This is a genomic window from Candidatus Nomurabacteria bacterium, assembly GCA_023898645.1.
Lineage (GTDB): Bacteria > Patescibacteriota > Saccharimonadia > Saccharimonadales > Saccharimonadaceae > UBA2112.
This window is the reverse complement of sequence record CP060232.1, coordinates 358,032-375,276: the sequence shown is the minus strand read 5'-3', so window position 1 is coordinate 375,276 and position 17,245 is coordinate 358,032. Positions and strand designations below refer to the sequence as shown.

The 17,245-nt window shown below is 46.8% G+C and carries 14 protein-coding genes and 1 tRNA gene; 5 read left to right on the top strand and 10 right to left on the bottom strand.

Annotated features, from left to right (window positions below; genetic code table 11):
- Window positions 1-112: 112 nt before the first annotated feature.
- Window positions 113-859 carry an SPFH domain-containing protein gene (locus H6797_01795; protein USN96909.1) on the bottom strand — a complete coding sequence of 249 codons (747 nt, stop codon included), beginning with the start codon at window positions 857-859 and terminating at the stop codon, window positions 113-115.
- Between the two features lie 10 nt (window positions 860-869).
- A complete protein-coding gene (locus H6797_01790) occupies window positions 870-1,919 on the bottom strand; it encodes a D-alanine--D-alanine ligase (protein USN96908.1) in 1,050 nt (349 codons plus the stop codon).
- A 36-nt stretch (window positions 1,920-1,955) separates the two neighbouring features.
- Here H6797_01790 and H6797_01785 point away from each other — a divergent pair, with 36 nt between their 5' ends.
- Window positions 1,956-3,119, top strand: a complete 1,164-nt coding sequence (locus H6797_01785) for a replication-associated recombination protein A (GenBank protein USN96907.1) — start codon at window positions 1,956-1,958, stop codon at window positions 3,117-3,119.
- Here the strand turns inward: H6797_01785 and H6797_01780 are convergent.
- Together H6797_01780 and H6797_01775 are read right to left on the bottom strand one after the other, a co-directional pair.
- Window positions 3,116-4,828 carry a DUF3459 domain-containing protein gene (locus H6797_01780; protein USN96906.1) on the bottom strand — a complete coding sequence of 571 codons (1,713 nt, stop codon included), beginning with the start codon at window positions 4,826-4,828 and terminating at the stop codon, window positions 3,116-3,118. The two genes, H6797_01785 and H6797_01780, sit on opposite strands and share 4 nt — an antisense overlap.
- 12 nt (window positions 4,829-4,840) lie before the next feature.
- On the bottom strand, window positions 4,841-6,676 hold the full coding sequence (locus H6797_01775; protein ID USN96905.1) for a hypothetical protein: 1,836 nt from the start codon (window positions 6,674-6,676) through the stop codon (window positions 4,841-4,843).
- A gap of 83 nt (window positions 6,677-6,759) precedes the next feature.
- Between H6797_01775 and H6797_01770 the strand changes: the two genes are divergently transcribed.
- Together H6797_01770 and H6797_01765 are read left to right on the top strand one after the other, a co-directional pair.
- Window positions 6,760-7,890 (top strand): hypothetical protein, encoded by a 1,131-nt coding sequence (locus tag H6797_01770; protein USN96904.1) that lies wholly within the window; start codon window positions 6,760-6,762, stop codon window positions 7,888-7,890.
- Window positions 7,891-7,963: 73 nt separating this feature from the next.
- A complete protein-coding gene (locus tag H6797_01765) occupies window positions 7,964-9,139 on the top strand; it encodes a glycosyltransferase family 4 protein (GenBank protein USN96903.1) in 1,176 nt (391 codons plus the stop codon).
- Here the strand turns inward: H6797_01765 and treF are convergent.
- Window positions 9,129-10,658, bottom strand: coding sequence for an alpha,alpha-trehalase TreF (gene treF, locus H6797_01760; protein USN97098.1), 1,530 nt, complete (start codon window positions 10,656-10,658; stop codon window positions 9,129-9,131). The genes H6797_01765 and treF overlap by 11 nt on opposite strands.
- A 245-nt stretch (window positions 10,659-10,903) precedes the next feature.
- Here treF and H6797_01755 point away from each other — a divergent pair, with 245 nt between their 5' ends.
- Window positions 10,904-11,311 carry a hypothetical protein gene (locus tag H6797_01755; GenBank protein ID USN96902.1) on the top strand — a complete coding sequence of 136 codons (408 nt, stop codon included), beginning with the start codon at window positions 10,904-10,906 and terminating at the stop codon, window positions 11,309-11,311.
- A 42-nt stretch (window positions 11,312-11,353) separates the two neighbouring features.
- Here H6797_01755 and typA read toward each other — a convergent pair whose 3' ends face one another.
- Window positions 11,354-13,177: a translational GTPase TypA gene (gene typA / locus H6797_01750; protein ID USN97097.1), complete on the bottom strand. Its 1,824-nt coding sequence runs from the start codon at window positions 13,175-13,177 to the stop codon at window positions 11,354-11,356.
- 95 nt (window positions 13,178-13,272) lie between these two features.
- On the opposite strand from typA, the gene H6797_01745 reads away from it, so the two are divergent.
- A tRNA-Leu gene (locus H6797_01745) sits at window positions 13,273-13,359 on the top strand.
- A gap of 75 nt (window positions 13,360-13,434) precedes the next feature.
- On the opposite strand, the gene H6797_01740 is transcribed toward H6797_01745, so the two are convergent.
- From H6797_01740 to H6797_01725, 4 genes are read right to left on the bottom strand one after another with little or no spacing between them, the layout of a single operon-like run.
- Window positions 13,435-14,823: a glycoside hydrolase family 125 protein gene (locus H6797_01740; protein ID USN96901.1), complete on the bottom strand. Its 1,389-nt coding sequence runs from the start codon at window positions 14,821-14,823 to the stop codon at window positions 13,435-13,437.
- 4 nt (window positions 14,824-14,827) lie between these two features.
- Window positions 14,828-16,603, bottom strand: a complete 1,776-nt coding sequence (locus tag H6797_01735) for a peptide ABC transporter substrate-binding protein (GenBank protein ID USN96900.1) — start codon at window positions 16,601-16,603, stop codon at window positions 14,828-14,830.
- Window positions 16,604-16,624: 21 nt separating this feature from the next.
- Window positions 16,625-16,852 (bottom strand): preprotein translocase subunit SecG, encoded by a 228-nt coding sequence (secG, locus tag H6797_01730; GenBank protein USN96899.1) that lies wholly within the window; start codon window positions 16,850-16,852, stop codon window positions 16,625-16,627.
- The gene (locus tag H6797_01725) at window positions 16,849-17,238 is read right to left on the bottom strand and encodes a phage holin family protein (protein ID USN96898.1); all 390 of its coding nucleotides are present in this window, start codon (window positions 17,236-17,238) and stop codon (window positions 16,849-16,851) included. Before H6797_01725 ends, secG begins: the two co-directional genes overlap by 4 nt.
- Window positions 17,239-17,245: the final 7 nt, after the last annotated feature.

Genomic DNA, 17,245 nt, shown 5'->3' with positions numbered 1-17,245 from the left:
GCTTCTTCCTCTCAATTCATCAAACAGCTAAAGCTTGGTTTGATAAATTGGGTAAATCGCAGTTTTAACTACATACAATATTTTACTAGAAACAGGGGTTTTTGCCAAGGTGTTACTTGTTGACTACGCGGGAAATTGCATCTGTTAAATCTGCAGGCAAGACAAACAACGTCTTTTGGCTTGGCTCAACTGCAATCTTCTCGAGTGTCTGGAGCGTACGGATGTTGATGCCTCCAGGAACTTTAGTCAGCATACCGGCAGCATCTGCCACTGCTTGAGCAGCCGCCTTTTCGCCTTCGGCCGTAATGATGACGGCTCGGCGCTCACGCTCTGCCTCGGCTTGCTTAGCCATTGCTCGCTTCATGTCCTGTGGCAGTTCGATGTTTTGGATTTTCACACTTTCTACATCTATACCCCATTTTTCGGTCTGGACATCGACTATTTCCATAATTTGCTTGCTGACTTCGTCACGCTTACCTAGGAGCGAGTCTAGTTCTACGTTGCCAGTTACATCGCGAAGGGCGGCTTGTGCGAATTGGCTGCTAGCATAAATGTAGTTCGTCACTTCGAGCACGGCCTTTTGTGCATCGGCTACTCGAAAATACACGACGGCGTCGACATTAACCGTTACGTTGTCGCTCGTAATCACTTCTTGCTTTGGGATGTCGATTGTATTGGTTCGGATATCGACTTTGATCATCTGCTGAAAAATCGGCACGACGATACGCAGACCAGGATCGCGCATGCCTGAAAATTTACCAAGTGTCAGAACGACGCCACGCTCGTATTGATTAACGATCTTGATTCCGCTCAACACAAAGGCAACAGCCAATACGGTTAAAAACACTGTAAATTCCATAAATTCCCTCCTATGTTTGTGTACTTCTCATTGTACCGTTTTCGAGTGCGTCGTCAATCAGCAGTTTTATTAATTGCGAGTAACTGATACCTTGTTGTCGCCATAATTTCGGGTACATGCTGATGTTAGTAAAGCCCGGCATCGTGTTTACTTCCATGACATACAAGTTGCCTTCACTACCAAGCATATAATCTATGCGCGACAAACCGCTGCATCCCAGCGCCTCAAAAATTTTCGACGCGATGTCGCGAATGCGCTCCTTTACCTCAGGATCAATCTCGGCATCTATATTGATTTGCGCCTTGCTGTCCGACGCATACTTGTCTTCGTACGTATAAAAATCATCGCCTGGAATAACTTCGCCCACACCGCTCACGCGATGATTTGGCGGCGTTCCAAGTACGGCGCACTCCAACTCATGACCGCTAATCGCCTTTTCAATCAACACGATCGAGTCATGCTTGTGCGCCTCGGCCAGAGCGTCCCTGAATTCGCTTTCGTTATGAACCTTGCTTACACCAACTGAACTACCGGCACGAGCAGGCTTAACAAATAACGGGTTACCCAGTCGCATGGTTAACTTGCCAAAATCAGGAGCATCTTCATATGTACGATGCGCTACGTAAGGGATGACGGGTATGTCATTTGCCTGCAAAATTTCTTTAAAAGCAAGTTTATTCATAGCGATGCCACTGGCCGTCACGTCGCAACCAACGATTGGAACATGAAGCAGTTGAGCGAGGCCTTGGACGCTACCGTCCTCGCCATTGCGGCCATGCAGAATCGGCATGATCACATCAGGTCTGACTGCCTTGCCTTCTGGCATCGTCACAAATCCACTACTTCCAAGCACTGGCAGCAACTGCGGTGCGTCACTGGTATCTATCTGCATATCAAAACTATCGAGCAACCACCACTTCCCATGCGAATCAATATAGCCTAGATGTATATCATAAAGTTCGTCGTCAATCGCCGCATATACATTGCGAGCTGAAGAAATCGAGACATCATGTTCTGATGACTCGCCGCCGAAGAGCAGTAGCACTTGCTTGCGGTTCATGTGTTTATTGTACCATCCTCGGCTATAATTATAGATATGGAGAGAGTACCCCTAGCAGAACGAATGCGTCCACAAACATTGGACGAAGTAATTGGGCAGACCCATTTGCTAGGTGATGGCGAAATATTACGACAGATTGTAAAAAACAAAGAACCTGTCAGCCTGATATTATGGGGCCCACCCGGCAGCGGCAAAACGACACTGGCACGAATCATAGCCAAAGAGACTGATGCAGAGTTTGTTGAGTTGTCGGCCGTAACTTCCGGAAAGAAAGACATCGAACGCGTTGTGGAGCACGCACGTCAAAATTGGAACCTACAGGTACGAACCGTATTGTTCGTCGACGAGATTCACCGTTTCAACAAAGCGCAACAAGATGCCTTTTTGCCACATGTTGAATCCGGCCTCATCACACTCATCGGTGCAACTACCGAAAACCCTAGCTTCGAAGTTATCACGCCATTGCTAAGCCGCAGTCGTGTACTCGTGTTGCAACCACTTAGCAAAGAAGAAGTTACCGACATAATCAAACATGCGCTTAAAGAATTAAAGAAAACCAAGTTCGTCACGCCCAAAGCAATCGATTACCTAGCAGAATTGTCTGGTGGTGACGCACGCGTGGCTCTCGGAAATCTCGAACTCGCTCTGGGCATGAGCGAAGCGAAAGTAACCCCGGATGTCGTTAAAATGGCTGCACAAAAAAGAGTGCCCGGTTATGACAAAAAAGGCGACATGCATTACAACGTCATATCGGCATTTATCAAGAGCATGCGAGGTAGCGACGTCGATGCGACTTTGTATTATTTGTCGCGGATGATAGATGCTGGAGAGGATCCCAAATTTATAGCACGCCGCATGGTGATTTTTGCCAGCGAAGACATCGGACTGGCCGGAAACGGCGCTCTAGGTCTAGCGCTCAATGCGTTTGAAGCCGTTGAGCGAGTAGGTATGCCGGAAAGCAACTATATACTCTATCACGTAGCGACTGCCCTCGCTCGTAGCAAAAAATCACGTGAAGTAACCGAACTTATGCATACCGCGCAAGGCTTAGCAAAGCGTTACCCAGACGCCCAAGTGCCACTTCATCTGCGTAACGCACCCACTAAACTCATGAAAGATCTTGGCTACAACAAAGATTACAAATGGGAGGCCGATTTCAAACACACCAAAGGCTTCTTGCCCGAAGACGTGAAACTTTAATTGGCAACGATAACAACGGCTTCGTTCGGACGCAAGTCAATGCCTTCGGCGACGCTAACCTCGCGAGGCTCTTCGGCTACATCAATACTCGATAAAATAACTTTGCCGCTATTAAACGTATCCGATGCCTCAACTCTTTGTGGGCGATCAGTAAAGTTCACATACACAACGGCATCTCCGTCCTGAGATTTTCTTGCGTATGCTAGCACATCTGCATTTGATGTTTTCACAGAGTTATATTTACCATCTCGGAATACAGGCAAATCCCATCGCATTTTGATGGACGTTTTATACAGCGCATAAAACGACTTTGGATCATTCTGCTGTCGATTTACTGCAATTGGCAGATCTTTTTCATTTATCGGCAGCCATAGTTCTTCGGGCGCAGCGTTGGAAAAGCCTGCATTTGGCTGAGTATCGTCCCATACGATAGGGGTTCTTTGGCCATCACGATACGCAAGCTGGTCCATGCATTTTTCTGGCGGTATATCGACGTTGTGGAGCCCAAGCTCTTCGCTGCTATAAATAATATTCATACCTGGCGCAAACATGCCCATAACCGCCATCGCACGCGCAACACCGTCGCCGAAGCGCGTCGCAAGCCTGGGATTGTCGTGATTGCCAAACACCTGATTTGGAATTCCGTTTTCAGGAAAGTTCGCATAATATTCATCCATTTGCTTTTGACGAGTCTGAGCATCCCATGACATATAAAACGGACCGAAGTTAAACGTAAAGGTCTTTTCAGGATCAATGTTATTTATTTCAGCAAGTTGTTCGTCGTCAAGGTACGACTCAAGAACCATCTGCAAATCTCTGTCTTTGTATTTCTCATCTCGAACAACAGAACAAAATTCCCTGACATAAAAGAATAGTCGCTCTGGATAATTACTACTATTTACATGTTTGAATTGATAGTACGGATTGCGTGAGTGCTTGCTGCCTTCTTTTTCGTTAAATGTTGGGTCTCGTTCTTCGTCTTCGAAACTACGATTTTTCGCCATGTGATTAACTGCGTCCATACGAAATCCATCAACGCCGCGATCAATCCAAAAACGCATATTGTTTTTCATCGCTTCGCGTACTTTTGGATTTTCCCAGTTGAGATCCGGCTGCTCTTTCGAGAAAGAACCAAGATAATACTCACCGCGTAATTCGTCCCACCTCCAGGCAGAAACTGCCGGAGTTGGTTCGTCTTCCTTTAACCACGGCATCTTTCCTTCATCTCGCGCCTGACGATTTGGTGCCGAAAATATTGCAGGCCAATTGTTTGGCGGAATTGTATTGCCCTCGTCATCTTTTTTGCCAGGGTGCCAAATATACCAGTCTTCGTAACCGTCTAATCGACGACGTGATTTTTGGAACCATTCATGCGTTTCCGACGAATGATTCGGGATAAAGTCCAACATAAGACGAATGCCTTTTTCGTGACAGGCTTTCACAAGTTCGTCAAAATCATCCATAGTTCCGAGCTCTGGGTGGATATCTATAAAATCTGCAATGTCATAGCCGTTGTCATACATGGGGCCAGGATACGGAGGGCAAAGCCATACAGCCGAAATGCCAACATCCGCCAGATAAGAAATTTTTTCGATAATACCTCGGATTGAACCGACACCCCTCTGTGGTTGTCGTTGCTTGTCTTCGTTGAAGCTCCATGGGTAGAGCTGGTAAAGGATAGTTTGATTCCAGGGTTTAAAATGTGTCATGTCAGTATCATACTACGCAGAGAGTATTACGAGTGCCTCATGCGGCGCAAGCTTAACGCCAGCACGGAGGTCAACATTTCTTTGATTTTCAACAACTGAGATACTTGAAAGCACTGCGGTACCAATGACAAACGGGCTGTCTAAAACTTTTACGAACTGTTCGTGTTCAGAAAAGTTTGCTAGAACCGCCGCATAGTTTTCATCGTAGCTACGCCCATAGGCTAGCACTTGATCGTTATCTGTATGATGACTACTGTACATACCGCGCTGGATGACGGGCAGCTCATGGTGCAAGATATTTGCCGCTCGGTAAAGTGAGTATGACGACTTATTGTCTTGCTTTTGTTTTGTCAACGACAAGTGCATGTCCGACAAATTTGTCGGTAACCATAGGTTGTTTGGATCGGCATTGCTGAAACCGCCGTTCGGCTCTTCGTCGTTCCATATGATAGGTGTTCGCGCCGGATCGCGCAGACCGTTCGGATCTTGTATACGATCTTCTGGTATTTCTGCGTCGTGCAAACCAAGTTCTTCGCCGTTATATATAAACGTCATGCCGGGCAAAAACATGTTGATCACAATCGCTGTTCGTGCGCGCTCATCGCCCATGCGAGTAGCTAGTCGAGGCTTGTCGTGGTTGCCGTTAACTTGATTACCGATGGCGTTTTGATTAAGTCGGGAGTAGTAATAGTCTAGTTGGATCTTATGATTCTGCACGTTCCAATCAAGTAGCATACGACCAAAATTGAACGTATTAGCATATGACGGTGCAATTGCATCGAGATCACGAAGCTGCGACTCGCCTATGTAGGCCTCGAGTACCATTCGCAGGTCACGACCAATGTATCTGTCGTCCTTCAGTACCTGCCCCATTTCCCACACGTATTTGTCGAGTGCTTCGGGATAATCCGCGCTATTGTGGCGCAGCACCTGATCGTAAGGATTGTCGCACCATGCTTCGTCATAGGCGGTGTTGACCCCTTCGTCTGGAAAGTCCATGTTTTTACCGATATGATTGACTGCGTCAACGCGAAAACCATCGACACCTTTGTCGATCCAAAAACGCATAGCGTCTTTCATGGCTTCGCGAACATAGGGGTTGCTCCAGTTGAGGTCAGGCTGCTCTACTGCAAAGCTGTGCATGTAATATTCGCCACGAACGTCGTCCCACTGCCATGCAGAAATCGGCGGCGTCCATTCATGGGGCTGCAACCAAGACATCTCACCGCGGTTGCGGGCTTGACGATTGGGGATTGAAAATACGCACGCCCAATTATTTGGCGGGTAGTGTTCGCCGTTCTCTCCTGTGTGTCCGGGATGCCATATATACCAATCTTCAAAACCTTCTTCGCGATTGCGAGATTTCTGAAACCATTCATGCTGGTCTGACGTGTGATTTGGTACAAAGTCGACCATCACGCGAATGCCATGACGGTGCGCCGCTTTCATCATTTCATCAAAATCATCAAGCGTGCCTAAATCTGGGTGCACGTCCGTAAGATTACTAACGTCATAGCCACCATCTTTCATTGGTGACGGATAAAACGGCGACAGCCAAATAGCATCAACGCCAAGATCGTCCTTCAGATACGGCATCTTTTCGGCTATACCCAGAATCGATCCATGACCCCTTTGTGGATTTCGGCCTTTGTCTTCGTTGAACGTCCACGGATAAATTTGATACACGACAGACTGTTTCCAGTGCGTCTTACGCTTGGGTACGTTCTTAATAATCTCCTCAATCGATAAGTGCTTGGACTGTAGTTGGGGCTCATTCTGCTCGTCAAGAATCTGCGAAGAAGTTTGGCTTGCAGTGGTTTGGCTGAATGATGAATCTTCTTCGGACATATGTTTATTTTATCCCTAGCTATACTGTTACATAACCATTATACCACCTTGCCTCCACACACAAACCGGCGCATAATGGACTTATGAAGAGTTTGAAAGGACGTATAGAGCAGCTGTATACGCAGAGTGAGAACCAGCTTGATGCATGCGCCTTGCCGAATGGCGCACTGGTGGCAGCCAACTCAGACCTGCCGATTTATCCATCGACAGCTGAAAACTATCGATTTTCCTGGGCGCGTGACGCAGCATATCAATTACTAGCCGCACATGCGATCAACCCCGACAAAGCAGCAGAGCGAGCCATTAACTACGCGGGCTGGCTAAATAACGTCCAGGGCTTCGCTCGAACGGGTCTATATATCAAACGCTACGGAACAAACGGCGCTCTGGACGTGCGTTACGGCGAACAACACCAACCAGATCAAGCAGGGTCTCTCATGGGGGCTCTTGACGTGGTTGTACCGGAAGCAAATGAAAAAGTCGACACTGCCATCAATAAAATGGCTAATGGACTAGTTGGCAAATGGAACGGGCAAAGCTTTGGACCAACTCAAGACTTATGGGAAAACCGCGAAACGACCCAGCGCGACAATGACGTATTTACCTACACTATCGCCTCGGTAGCTCACGGCCTCGGACGAGCAATCAAGCGCTTCGAACACCTCGACACAAGCAGTTGGCAGCAAGCTCAAACCGAAATGCAAGGTGTCATCGATTCTGTAGATACGCGATTTTTCTTAAGGAAAATTTATCAAAACTCAGCGCATTTCAATTCAGACAATACACTTGACGCCAGCTTATCTAGCCTTGCCTACCCATTTGAAAAAAATGGTCTCAGAACAACATCCACAATTACTGCCATCAGCGATGAACTCTATCGACCTGGCCTTGGTGTTTATCGCTACCGAGGCGATACATACGACGGCATCGTCCGCGAAGGATCTCGTGAATCAACCGCCGGCGCCTGGCCCCTGCTAACCTTCTGGCAATCAATTGCCCTCGACGCAATAGGCGCACCTGACGAAGCGCGAGATATGTTTCATGACACAATCGAACGACTTGATCGCGAATATCAACGCGGTCTACTGCCCGAAAACATATTGCCGGAGCAAATTTACCCTGACGATGAGCGACAAGGTAAGGGGGTTCTGCCTCTTGCTTGGTCGCACGCGAAGTTCATACTGGCAGTAAAAGCACTACAAATCCTCAGCTAGAAAAAGGGTGTAAAATTTACAATATCCTTTATTCGTGTTATACTCAATATATTGCAGAGATGCATCACAATTTATGAAAATTGCAATGATGGTCCGAGCGTTTCTCGAGACCCCCCCACCAGGCAACGTTGCTTATTCTCCAGCAATTATTGCTCAAACCCTTGCAGAAGGACTACAGCAACGAGGCCACACAGTGACGTTTTTTGGACCCGAGGGTACAAAGCTTGATGTTGATACCATCGAAACGTACGGCATGCACTCCGTAGCTAAAGATCAGGCGGAGCTTGATGACTTTGTGGGCACGACTGAACTCTTTAGCGATTACCGACCGGCACTTTATGACGCAAGTTTCGTAAAGAAAATCTTAGAACGAGCAGCAAGCGGGGAATTCGATTGCGTACTGTTCCACCACTTTGAATCCGCACTACCGATAGCCGGCCTATTCCCTAAAGTTCCCGTCGTCTACATCGTTCATGACTTCATAGACAGCGATCGTCGCGAAGCCATAGAAATGCACAGCACGCCAAACCAGCATTTCATCTCTATTTCCGATAGTCAGCGCCGAGACGCGCCCGACATAAACTATGCCGCAACTGTATATAACGGCATAGATACTGATTTATTTACAACTGACGGTGAACCAGAAGATTATCTGATGATTTCTGGCCGCGTCACGCCCGACAAAGGCGTCAAAGAAGCAGTTCAAATAGCCATGCAGACTGATCGCAAACTATTGATATCTGGATCGGTTTCTAAATCTGACCAATGGTACTTTGATGAGCATGTAAAACCATATTTGAGCAACAAAATATTATTCCTCGGCATGCTGGAACGTGCCCAACTGGTTAAATACTACCAAAATTCCGGCGGACTACTTATGCCTATCCAATGGCAAGAACCGTTCGGCCTGGCGATGGTCGAGGCGGGAGCCTGCGGCACACCAGTAATCGCTTTCAACCGAGGATCGGTACAAGAGGTTGTTAAGGATGAAAAAACTGGGTTCATAGTCAACAACAGCGCTGAAATGATACTAGCGATTGAAAAACTTCCGACAATTAAACGCAAAGATTGCCGAGATCATGTAGTCAAAAACTTCTCATTAACCACTATGATTGACGGCTACGAAGAAGTGCTTACGCGAATAGTAAGCGAAAATGCTAAACCAAAAAAACCTCAGCCCGACCAGGGTACTCCCGCTAGAATTAGCCAAAAAGTCATCCGTATATCTAAACGGCTGCTCAATTCCTAGCTTCAGGCTTGTCATCCTCTGCAAGCAACGCGGCTAATACTCCGTTCGTCCAACCAAAGCCATCTTGCAGTGAATATTCTCCTCCGCCGCTTAATTTACGTGGATGCACGACGTTATATTTCTCGACCATTTTCTGCTTTTCTTTATAGGTATATAGGCAAGCTTCAACCCATGCCTTTTTTATTTTATCGGCAAGTGTATAGTACCCGTATTCGCGTAGTCCTTGTATTGCCACCCACTGCATGGGCGCCCAGCCGTTTGGCCAATCCCACTGCTGACCACTTTCTATAAGTGTCGTGACTAACCCACCATCTTTCAAAAAGTCTTTTTCTAAGCGTTTCGCCACAGCTTTAGCTTGAGCCGGCGTAGCAACTTTTGTAAACAACGGGAACACTCCAGCTATCGTTAATCTTCCTGTCTTTTTGCCGGTACGAAAATCATAGTCAACGAAAAACTGCTCGTTTTCGTCCCACATGTATCGACTAATCGCTGCCTGACGCTTTTCTGCAAGCTTTCTGTATTTACGCGCTAGCAGAGGTTGATACATTAGTTGATACGTTTCAGAAATCGTCATTTCCAAATGGTACATCAAACAATTCAAGTCAACCGGAACGATGTCGGTAGTATGGATAGAGCCAAGCTCGTGAGAGTCAGAGAACCATCGACTACTAAAGTCCCAGCCGCTTTCAGCTGCAGCACGTAAGTCAAGATAAAGCTTTTCTGCCTTTTCAGTATCCTTACTTCGAGCCGTTTCAACGTCTTCTCGCAACGATTCCGGCCGTGGCGTTCGCTTGTTGTCATAGTAACGATTAAGCATAGTACCGTCTGGCATCAACACAACTCGACGTACAGCTGCAGATTCATCGAGTTTACCAAGCATCTTTCGTCCATTCATCCAAAAACGATACTCACCCAGTAAATAAGGCAGGTGTTCAAGCAGTGTCAAAGTGCGATTTTGATGCCTAGCGAGTAAACGCACCATGTGCGAAAGAAACGGCGGCTGACTGCGAGAGAGAAAATACGTCCTATTTGCCGTCGGAACAAAACCAAACTTACGAATCATGTACGTAGCATTCTTGATCATGTTTTCGACCATATCCCAGCGACCATCCGCGGCAAGACCAAGCATAGTAAAGTAACTGTCCCAATAAAATTGAGCGCTGAATCTGCCACCCGGCACGACATATGTGTACGGTATAGCTATGAGCGATCCCCTGTCTACACGATTACGTCGTTCGAGCACCTTCCATAGCTCGCGTATGTGCTCACGCGGTGTATGACTGGAGTTAGTGTGATACTCGCCGTTTGAATTTTCGTACGCATAGAAATGCCTGGTTACAAATTCGTGCAAATCAAAGTCAGGATCACTTTTAGCGATGTGGTATTGCTTTCTGATATGCTGCATTCGTTCACGTGGTATAAGATCCACGAACGTCATACCATCGTCGTACACTTGCCTGCTCTGGACATCAGTAAATAAGTCGCCCAGCGCTTCGTCTGGACTGTGCTTAGTTAGCATGAGAGCTCCGGCGGTATTTACGAGTGCCGACTTAAGCGCCTCTTCTTTAGGGATCCTTATCGGTATTTTTGAAATCTTTTTTGCCATTCGTGGCTCCATTATAGAGGTTATGTCTGGACTAATCAATTAAAATATGATTAAGATATTGACGTATTGTAAAGCTTATGCTTAATGTATATTGGACAAATTAAAAAGCTTATACTAAACTTGTGACATCAGTATAGAAATAAGAGGAGACATGTCTCATGGTTAAATCGAAATCTAAATCCAACAAAGTCGGAGGATGGTTATTATTTTTCGCCATTGTTTTTCTTCTATCTGGCGTCGGTGAAGTCTACTTATTCTTTAGTACGCTTAGCGGCGGAGCCAATAACACTCAGGAATTGATGCAGTTGCTATTCGCACCCCTACTAGCACTTGAATTATTCGTATCAGCATCGCTGATTTTTTCGATGAAAAAGTCCGCCCTACAGGTTGTGTATATCACTCTCGGTACAATGGCCGTAGCTGGAATAATTAACAACATTGTTGCTGGCGACGGTGTCGATAACGGCTTAAGGTTCATAGGATTTGTAACTGGTCCTGCTATATACGCCGCATGGGCGCTCTACTTCAAGCAGTCAGTCCGTGTCAAGAAAACACTAGTTAAGTAATTTGCATCAATAATAAAATCTCCGCTTAATGCGGAGATTTTATTATTGTTTTGCAGCGCGTTTACGCTTGTTTGGATCAAGTTCTCGTTTACGAAGTCGTAGATTTTTTGGTGTCACTTCAAGTAATTCATCGTCATTCAAAAAGTCGATACACTGTTCCAGACTTAGCTCCGTAAATGGAGTTAGCTGTACTACACCGTCACTACTACTAGAGCGCATGTTAGTCAGATGCTTCGCTTTGCATACGTTAATCTCCATATCTTCGTAACGTCGATTCAAACCGATGATCATACCAGCGTACACATCAGTCCCCGGGCCAACATATAGCTCGCCACGCGACTCAGCCGTCTGCAACGCATACGGCGTTGTCGTACCTGCTTCAAATGCTATCAATGCGCCGTTACGCGTACCAGCTAGCTTAGCTCCGAGCGGCTGGTAGCCATGAGGCAGGCTATTCATAATAACCGTCCCTTTAGTTGCAGTCAGTAACTGATTACGCAAACCGATCATGGCACGAGTGGTGATGATGTATGTCTGACGTATAGCCCCACTCGACGTCGTCTCTTGATGCGTCAATTCACCGCGGCGCGTGCCCATTTCTTGGCTGATAGTACCGACAAACTCGTTGCCGACTTCTATGACCAATTCCTCGACAGGCTCTTGAGTCTTGCCGTCTTTTTCAATAGTCACAACTTGCGGACGACCAACTTCAAACTCGTAACCTTCGCGGCGCAGCGTTTCAATAAGTACGCTTAGGTGCAATTCACCACGACCGCTTACGACAAAACCGATACCGTCGTCTTCGACACGTAGAGCTACGTTCGTTTCAAGCTCTTGTCGCAGACGATCACCAATCTGACGACTTGTCGAAAATTCACCTTCGCGGCCTTTCATAGGACTAGTGTTAGGACCTAGATACATACTCAATGTCGGAGCTTCAACTTCAAGAACTGGCAATGCCTCAGGATTGTCTTTATCAGCAATCGTCTCACCTATGTGCGCAGCGGCGATACCCGTGAGCGCCACAATGTCGCCAGCGCTAGCGCCTTCGATTTCTTCACGCAATAAGCCACGATAACCAAAAAGTTTATCGACTTGCGCAGACACGTGTGCGCCGTCACGCTTAACAAGCGTCACCTGCTGACGAGGCTTTATAGAGCCGCGTGATATGCGGCCTATGGCGTATTTACCTAGAAATGAATCATATTGTAGGGATGTTACTAAAAGCTGCAGCGTGCCTGCCGTGTCGACGTCAGGTGCGGGTATGTCGCTAACAATCGCATCAAAAATAGGATTTAGGTCAGCATCTTCACTAGGATTTTCAGGAAATTCATTCCACGCTTTGCCTTCACGGGCAATTGCAAAGTATGTTGGGTAGTGCAGCTGTGAGTCGTCTACAGCTAGCTCCAAAAACAAGTCGGCTACTTCGTCTTCAACTTCAGCTATGCGACGTGACGGTTTGTCGATTTTATTTATGACAACCGCAGGCTTGAGGCCAAGTTCCAAAGCCTTACTGAGCACGAACTTCGTCTGTGGCATAGGACCTTCCTGTGCGTCAACGATCAATAGCACGCCATCAGCCATGTTGAGCGTCCGCTCTACTTCGCCACTAAAATCGGCGTGGCCGGGTGTGTCGATAATATTAATTTTATAATCACCATGGTAAATAGACGTCTGCTTTGCAGTAATCGTGATGCCACGTTCGTGTTCCTGATCGCCACTGTCCATGATGAGAGTTTGTGACATTTCAGCCTGGTTGTCGCGGAAAGTGTTGGATTGTTTCAAAAGACCATCAACAAGCGTCGTCTTGCCATGGTCGACGTGAGCAATAATCGCAACATTTCGTATAAATTTTGGATCTTTCATAAAAATAGTGCCCATACGGGCGCTCCTCTTGTGTGTGATTATAACAGATATGGTAATATCCGGCAATATTGTGTATAATTTATCGAGATTGATGCGCGCGCGTGCTGGAATTGGTAGACAGGCTAGCTTGAGGTGCTAGTGCTCGCAAGGGCGTGGAGGTTCAAGTCCTCTCGCGCGCACCAACGAAGAAACCGACCCTAGTGGTCGGTCTTTTCGTTGGTCGACTCGATTGCCTCGAACCTCCACGAAAATTTTGCCTAAATCTCTCCCACTAAAACCTCTGGCTTCCGCTCAGCTAAATCCAAAATCATCTCACCAAACAATGAGTTCGCCCAACCAAACCATGGACGGCTATAATCACTCGGATCATTCACATTAATTGCTTCGTGCATAAAGTGTGTACCATCGTGCGTTTCTTTCAATGTTTTCAAACACGACCTGATTTCTGCATCGTCATTACTTGTCATGATTTGCATAATGGTCGCGATCGGCCAAAAACGACCCAAACCGGTGTGCGGACTAGCAAGCCCTTCGTACTTGCCCCTTGCGTAATACGGGTTGTCGCGGCTCAAAATAAAACTTCGAGTGGCTAGATACGTCGGATCTGTCGATTCGCAAAAATTAAGATATGATAAGCTCAACAAACTCGGTACGTTTGGATCGTCCATCAACCGTTGCGATTCAAATCCGTCGGTTTCATACCGAAAGATTCTGCCGTATTTGGGATGATTAGTAAAGCCATGCTTTTTTATGCCCTCGTATACATTTCGAGCGAGCAAGCCGCTTTCGTACGCCAATTCGCTTTCATTTGTTACCGACTTAAGTACCCTGGAAATACCGTTTAGGGCAACGGTCGCCATGGCATTTGCTGGTATAAGATACGGCAGTTCAGCTTCGTCGTCCGACGGACGGAAAAGATTACGACTCAAGCCATCGCCCCACCCTGGTTCACCATAGCCAAACAACTCACCGCGCCCAACACGAAAAGGTTCTCCGTTTGGCATGATCGCTCTGTGAAGGCCGGAAAGGTTCTTTGGCGTAACGGGCTTTTGTTCGGATCTTATAACCTCTTCCGCTGATCTAATCGCCTCTAAAACTTCGTCGGTCAAAACCGTTTCGTCACCAGTTTCTCTACAGTAGCCGACGACGAGTCGCATAAAAGCCGCCAAACTATCAAGCTCGTATTTTCGTTCCCACACACCGGGATGCCAATTGTCACCGTGTGGCCAGTGAGGAGTTTCAGGTGGATTCTTTAGGTGCGGATCGACAAACGCATTGGCATATGGGTCAATCAACACACATTTTGCTTGTCGAAATATTAGTCCGGTGAACATTTTCTGAAGCTTAGGTTCACTCTTGGCAAATCGTAAATAAGGCCACACCTGATTAGTTGAATCTCGCAACCACATGGCCGGTATGTCACCCGTTACAATAAAGGTATCTGGTTTGCCGTCAGCATCCTCACGATAGCTTGTAGTTGTGTCTAGCGTATTTGGCAGGCACTGCCGAAACATTCGTCGAAGTTCTTTGTCGTGAATTCGTATCGATACGTCCTCGATAGCTTCCTCTACTACTTCACTACGAAACAACCTGTCCTCTATTTCAGGACGGTCAGTCAAATGTGAAAAATCGCGAATCTCCGCCATGTCGTTATGGCGTTTTATATACCAAGCCCTGCAACGCCGTCCAGTACAATATGTTTGCATAGTGGTCGTCGGCACTAACAACCGTATTCTCCGGCTGAACGGCTTGGGTATTTTTACTATGAACATATATAAGATTTGGCTGATATAGTCCGATAGCTGGGACATCCGCTAACCACTGCTTGGCAAACGCTACATATTTAAGCGAGCGCAGCGTCTGATCGGACGTTGTACGCGCACTCGACAAATCATCGTCACTATTCTTGTTGTTATAACCCGAGAAGTTCAGCAAACCCTGCGAGTGCCAGTAAGCAAAGACGTCCGGATCCCCTCCTATAACAAGATCGTCGATGAGCACGTCGTAATTACGCTGCTGCAAGATATCAGTAGTAAAGTTTTGGCTAGGATCAGACGTGTTAAATATCTGCGAGTCTACCTGCACGCCGACTTTCTGCCACTGCGAGGCAAGTTGCTGCAAGGCTGCTTCATAGTCCGGATTTTCACGAATAACCACGCGGAGACGTAGCTGCGTTCCGTTCTTTACACGTACACCATTTTGCATTTTCCAGCCGTCATCATCCAGCAGCTTAGAAGCAGCGGCAACGTCTACTTTAGGCGCAGTAATTTTGTCGGCTCCCATGACTTGATTTGGTATAAACGGTAAATATAGCGCGCCTGGGTGTCCGTAAACCTGATTACGAATAGCGTTAGTGTCAGTTGCAAGTTGTAACGCACGACGGACAACCGAGTCTTTCAACGAAGGCTGTGAAAGATTAAACATGACATATACGCCGTCGTCCACCGGACGAAGTACCGTGTCGTATGCCTTTTCGTTCAAACCGGAAGTAATATCGCTTGTCACAGAGCCAGCTCCGGTCACGGCACCGGTTTTGAGGGCGGTAGCAATGCTTTGATTGTCAGGGTATGCGTGTAGCTGAAAATGGTCAAGTCGCGGTCTGCCGCCATAGTAGTAGGGATTAGTGTCCAATTGAACGATTTTTTCGCCAGTTGTCTGACTGACAGTTTGCACTAAAGTCACAATAAACGGTCCACTGCCGACAGGGGCCGTGCTAAATTTCGATTCTCTCATTTGCACCACGTCAATCTTACTGAGTACGTGCTTAGGCAATACTGCAAATGTCAGTGCTTGCGGAAAGGCGGCATACGCTGCCGGCAGCGTGAATTGCACAGTATATTTATTAAGTGCAACTACGCCTATACCCTGCCAACTGACACCCTGTACCGAACGAGTTGACGGATTTTTCATAAGTTCGACCGTATAAATAACGTCGTCGGCAGTGAGTGGCTTACCATCGCTCCATTTTACGCCTGGCTTCATGCTAACCGTGAATACCTTATCAGACTTGTTGGTCATTTTCGCTGCGAGGTCGCCTTTTAAATGACCTGTCGTGTCATTTGCGTAGAGTGATGAAAAGATCAGATGACTCGCCGACACCTCTGCTGATGTTGTTGCAAAAAGAGGGTTAAGCGTCTGAATCGGCCCCTTTACTGCCTCAGCGTACGTACCGCCGCTTATTGCAGCATTTGTAATGTAGCTCTGTTGAAACCACACCATCTGCACGCCGACGAGAGCAATTAACGCTCCGACACCGGCCATCCATATGATGATATGTAGGCGAACTTCGCGAATTTTGTCCCAGCGACTAATTAAGAACCGATGAGCATGACGAGTAGTCGCTTCCTCGATATTTTGAGCATGCTTTTTAAGCTTTTTAGAATGCCTCTTAAGTTTGAACCGCTTCAATGCCCGTTTGCTGTCCATACAATAAATTCCACCAATAAATTAAGCTGGGATCAGCAGTCCTGCCAGTATTGATAATATAAAAATCACTGCCAGCACAATGGTTGCTTCAAATAAGTTTTTGTCGAGCCCACGCCTTGTGGTGTAGAGTTCACCGGAGCTGCCGAAACCGGCGCCAAGAGATGCACCTCGCTGCTGTAGTAAGATACTTGCTATCATCAGCACCCCAGATCCGATCATTACATATTGTAGAATTCCGTCGATTGTCATGTTGTCTCCCTTCGATGCGTACTCATCTCTAGTACGCTACTCACTATATAGTTTATCAGACTTAGTATCATACCGGTAAGAATTGAGTTAAAGAATGACATTTGCAACCCCGGTGCCAGTTTGAGCGATACGTAAACCAAAATGCCATTAACTACCAACATAAACAAACCGAGCGTCAATAGAATTGCCGGTAATGAGAGTATGACAATGATTGGTCGCAAGATGGTGTTGACCAGAGAAAAAATCAATCCGGCTAGCAAAAAGGCGCTGAGAGTAGCATTAACTTGTACGTCGCTATAGCCGGTGCCTAATAATCGGACAGCCAGCCAAAGTCCGAATGAATTCAGTAGCCAGCGGACTAGAAATACTGCGAATTGTTTACGCATAACTGTC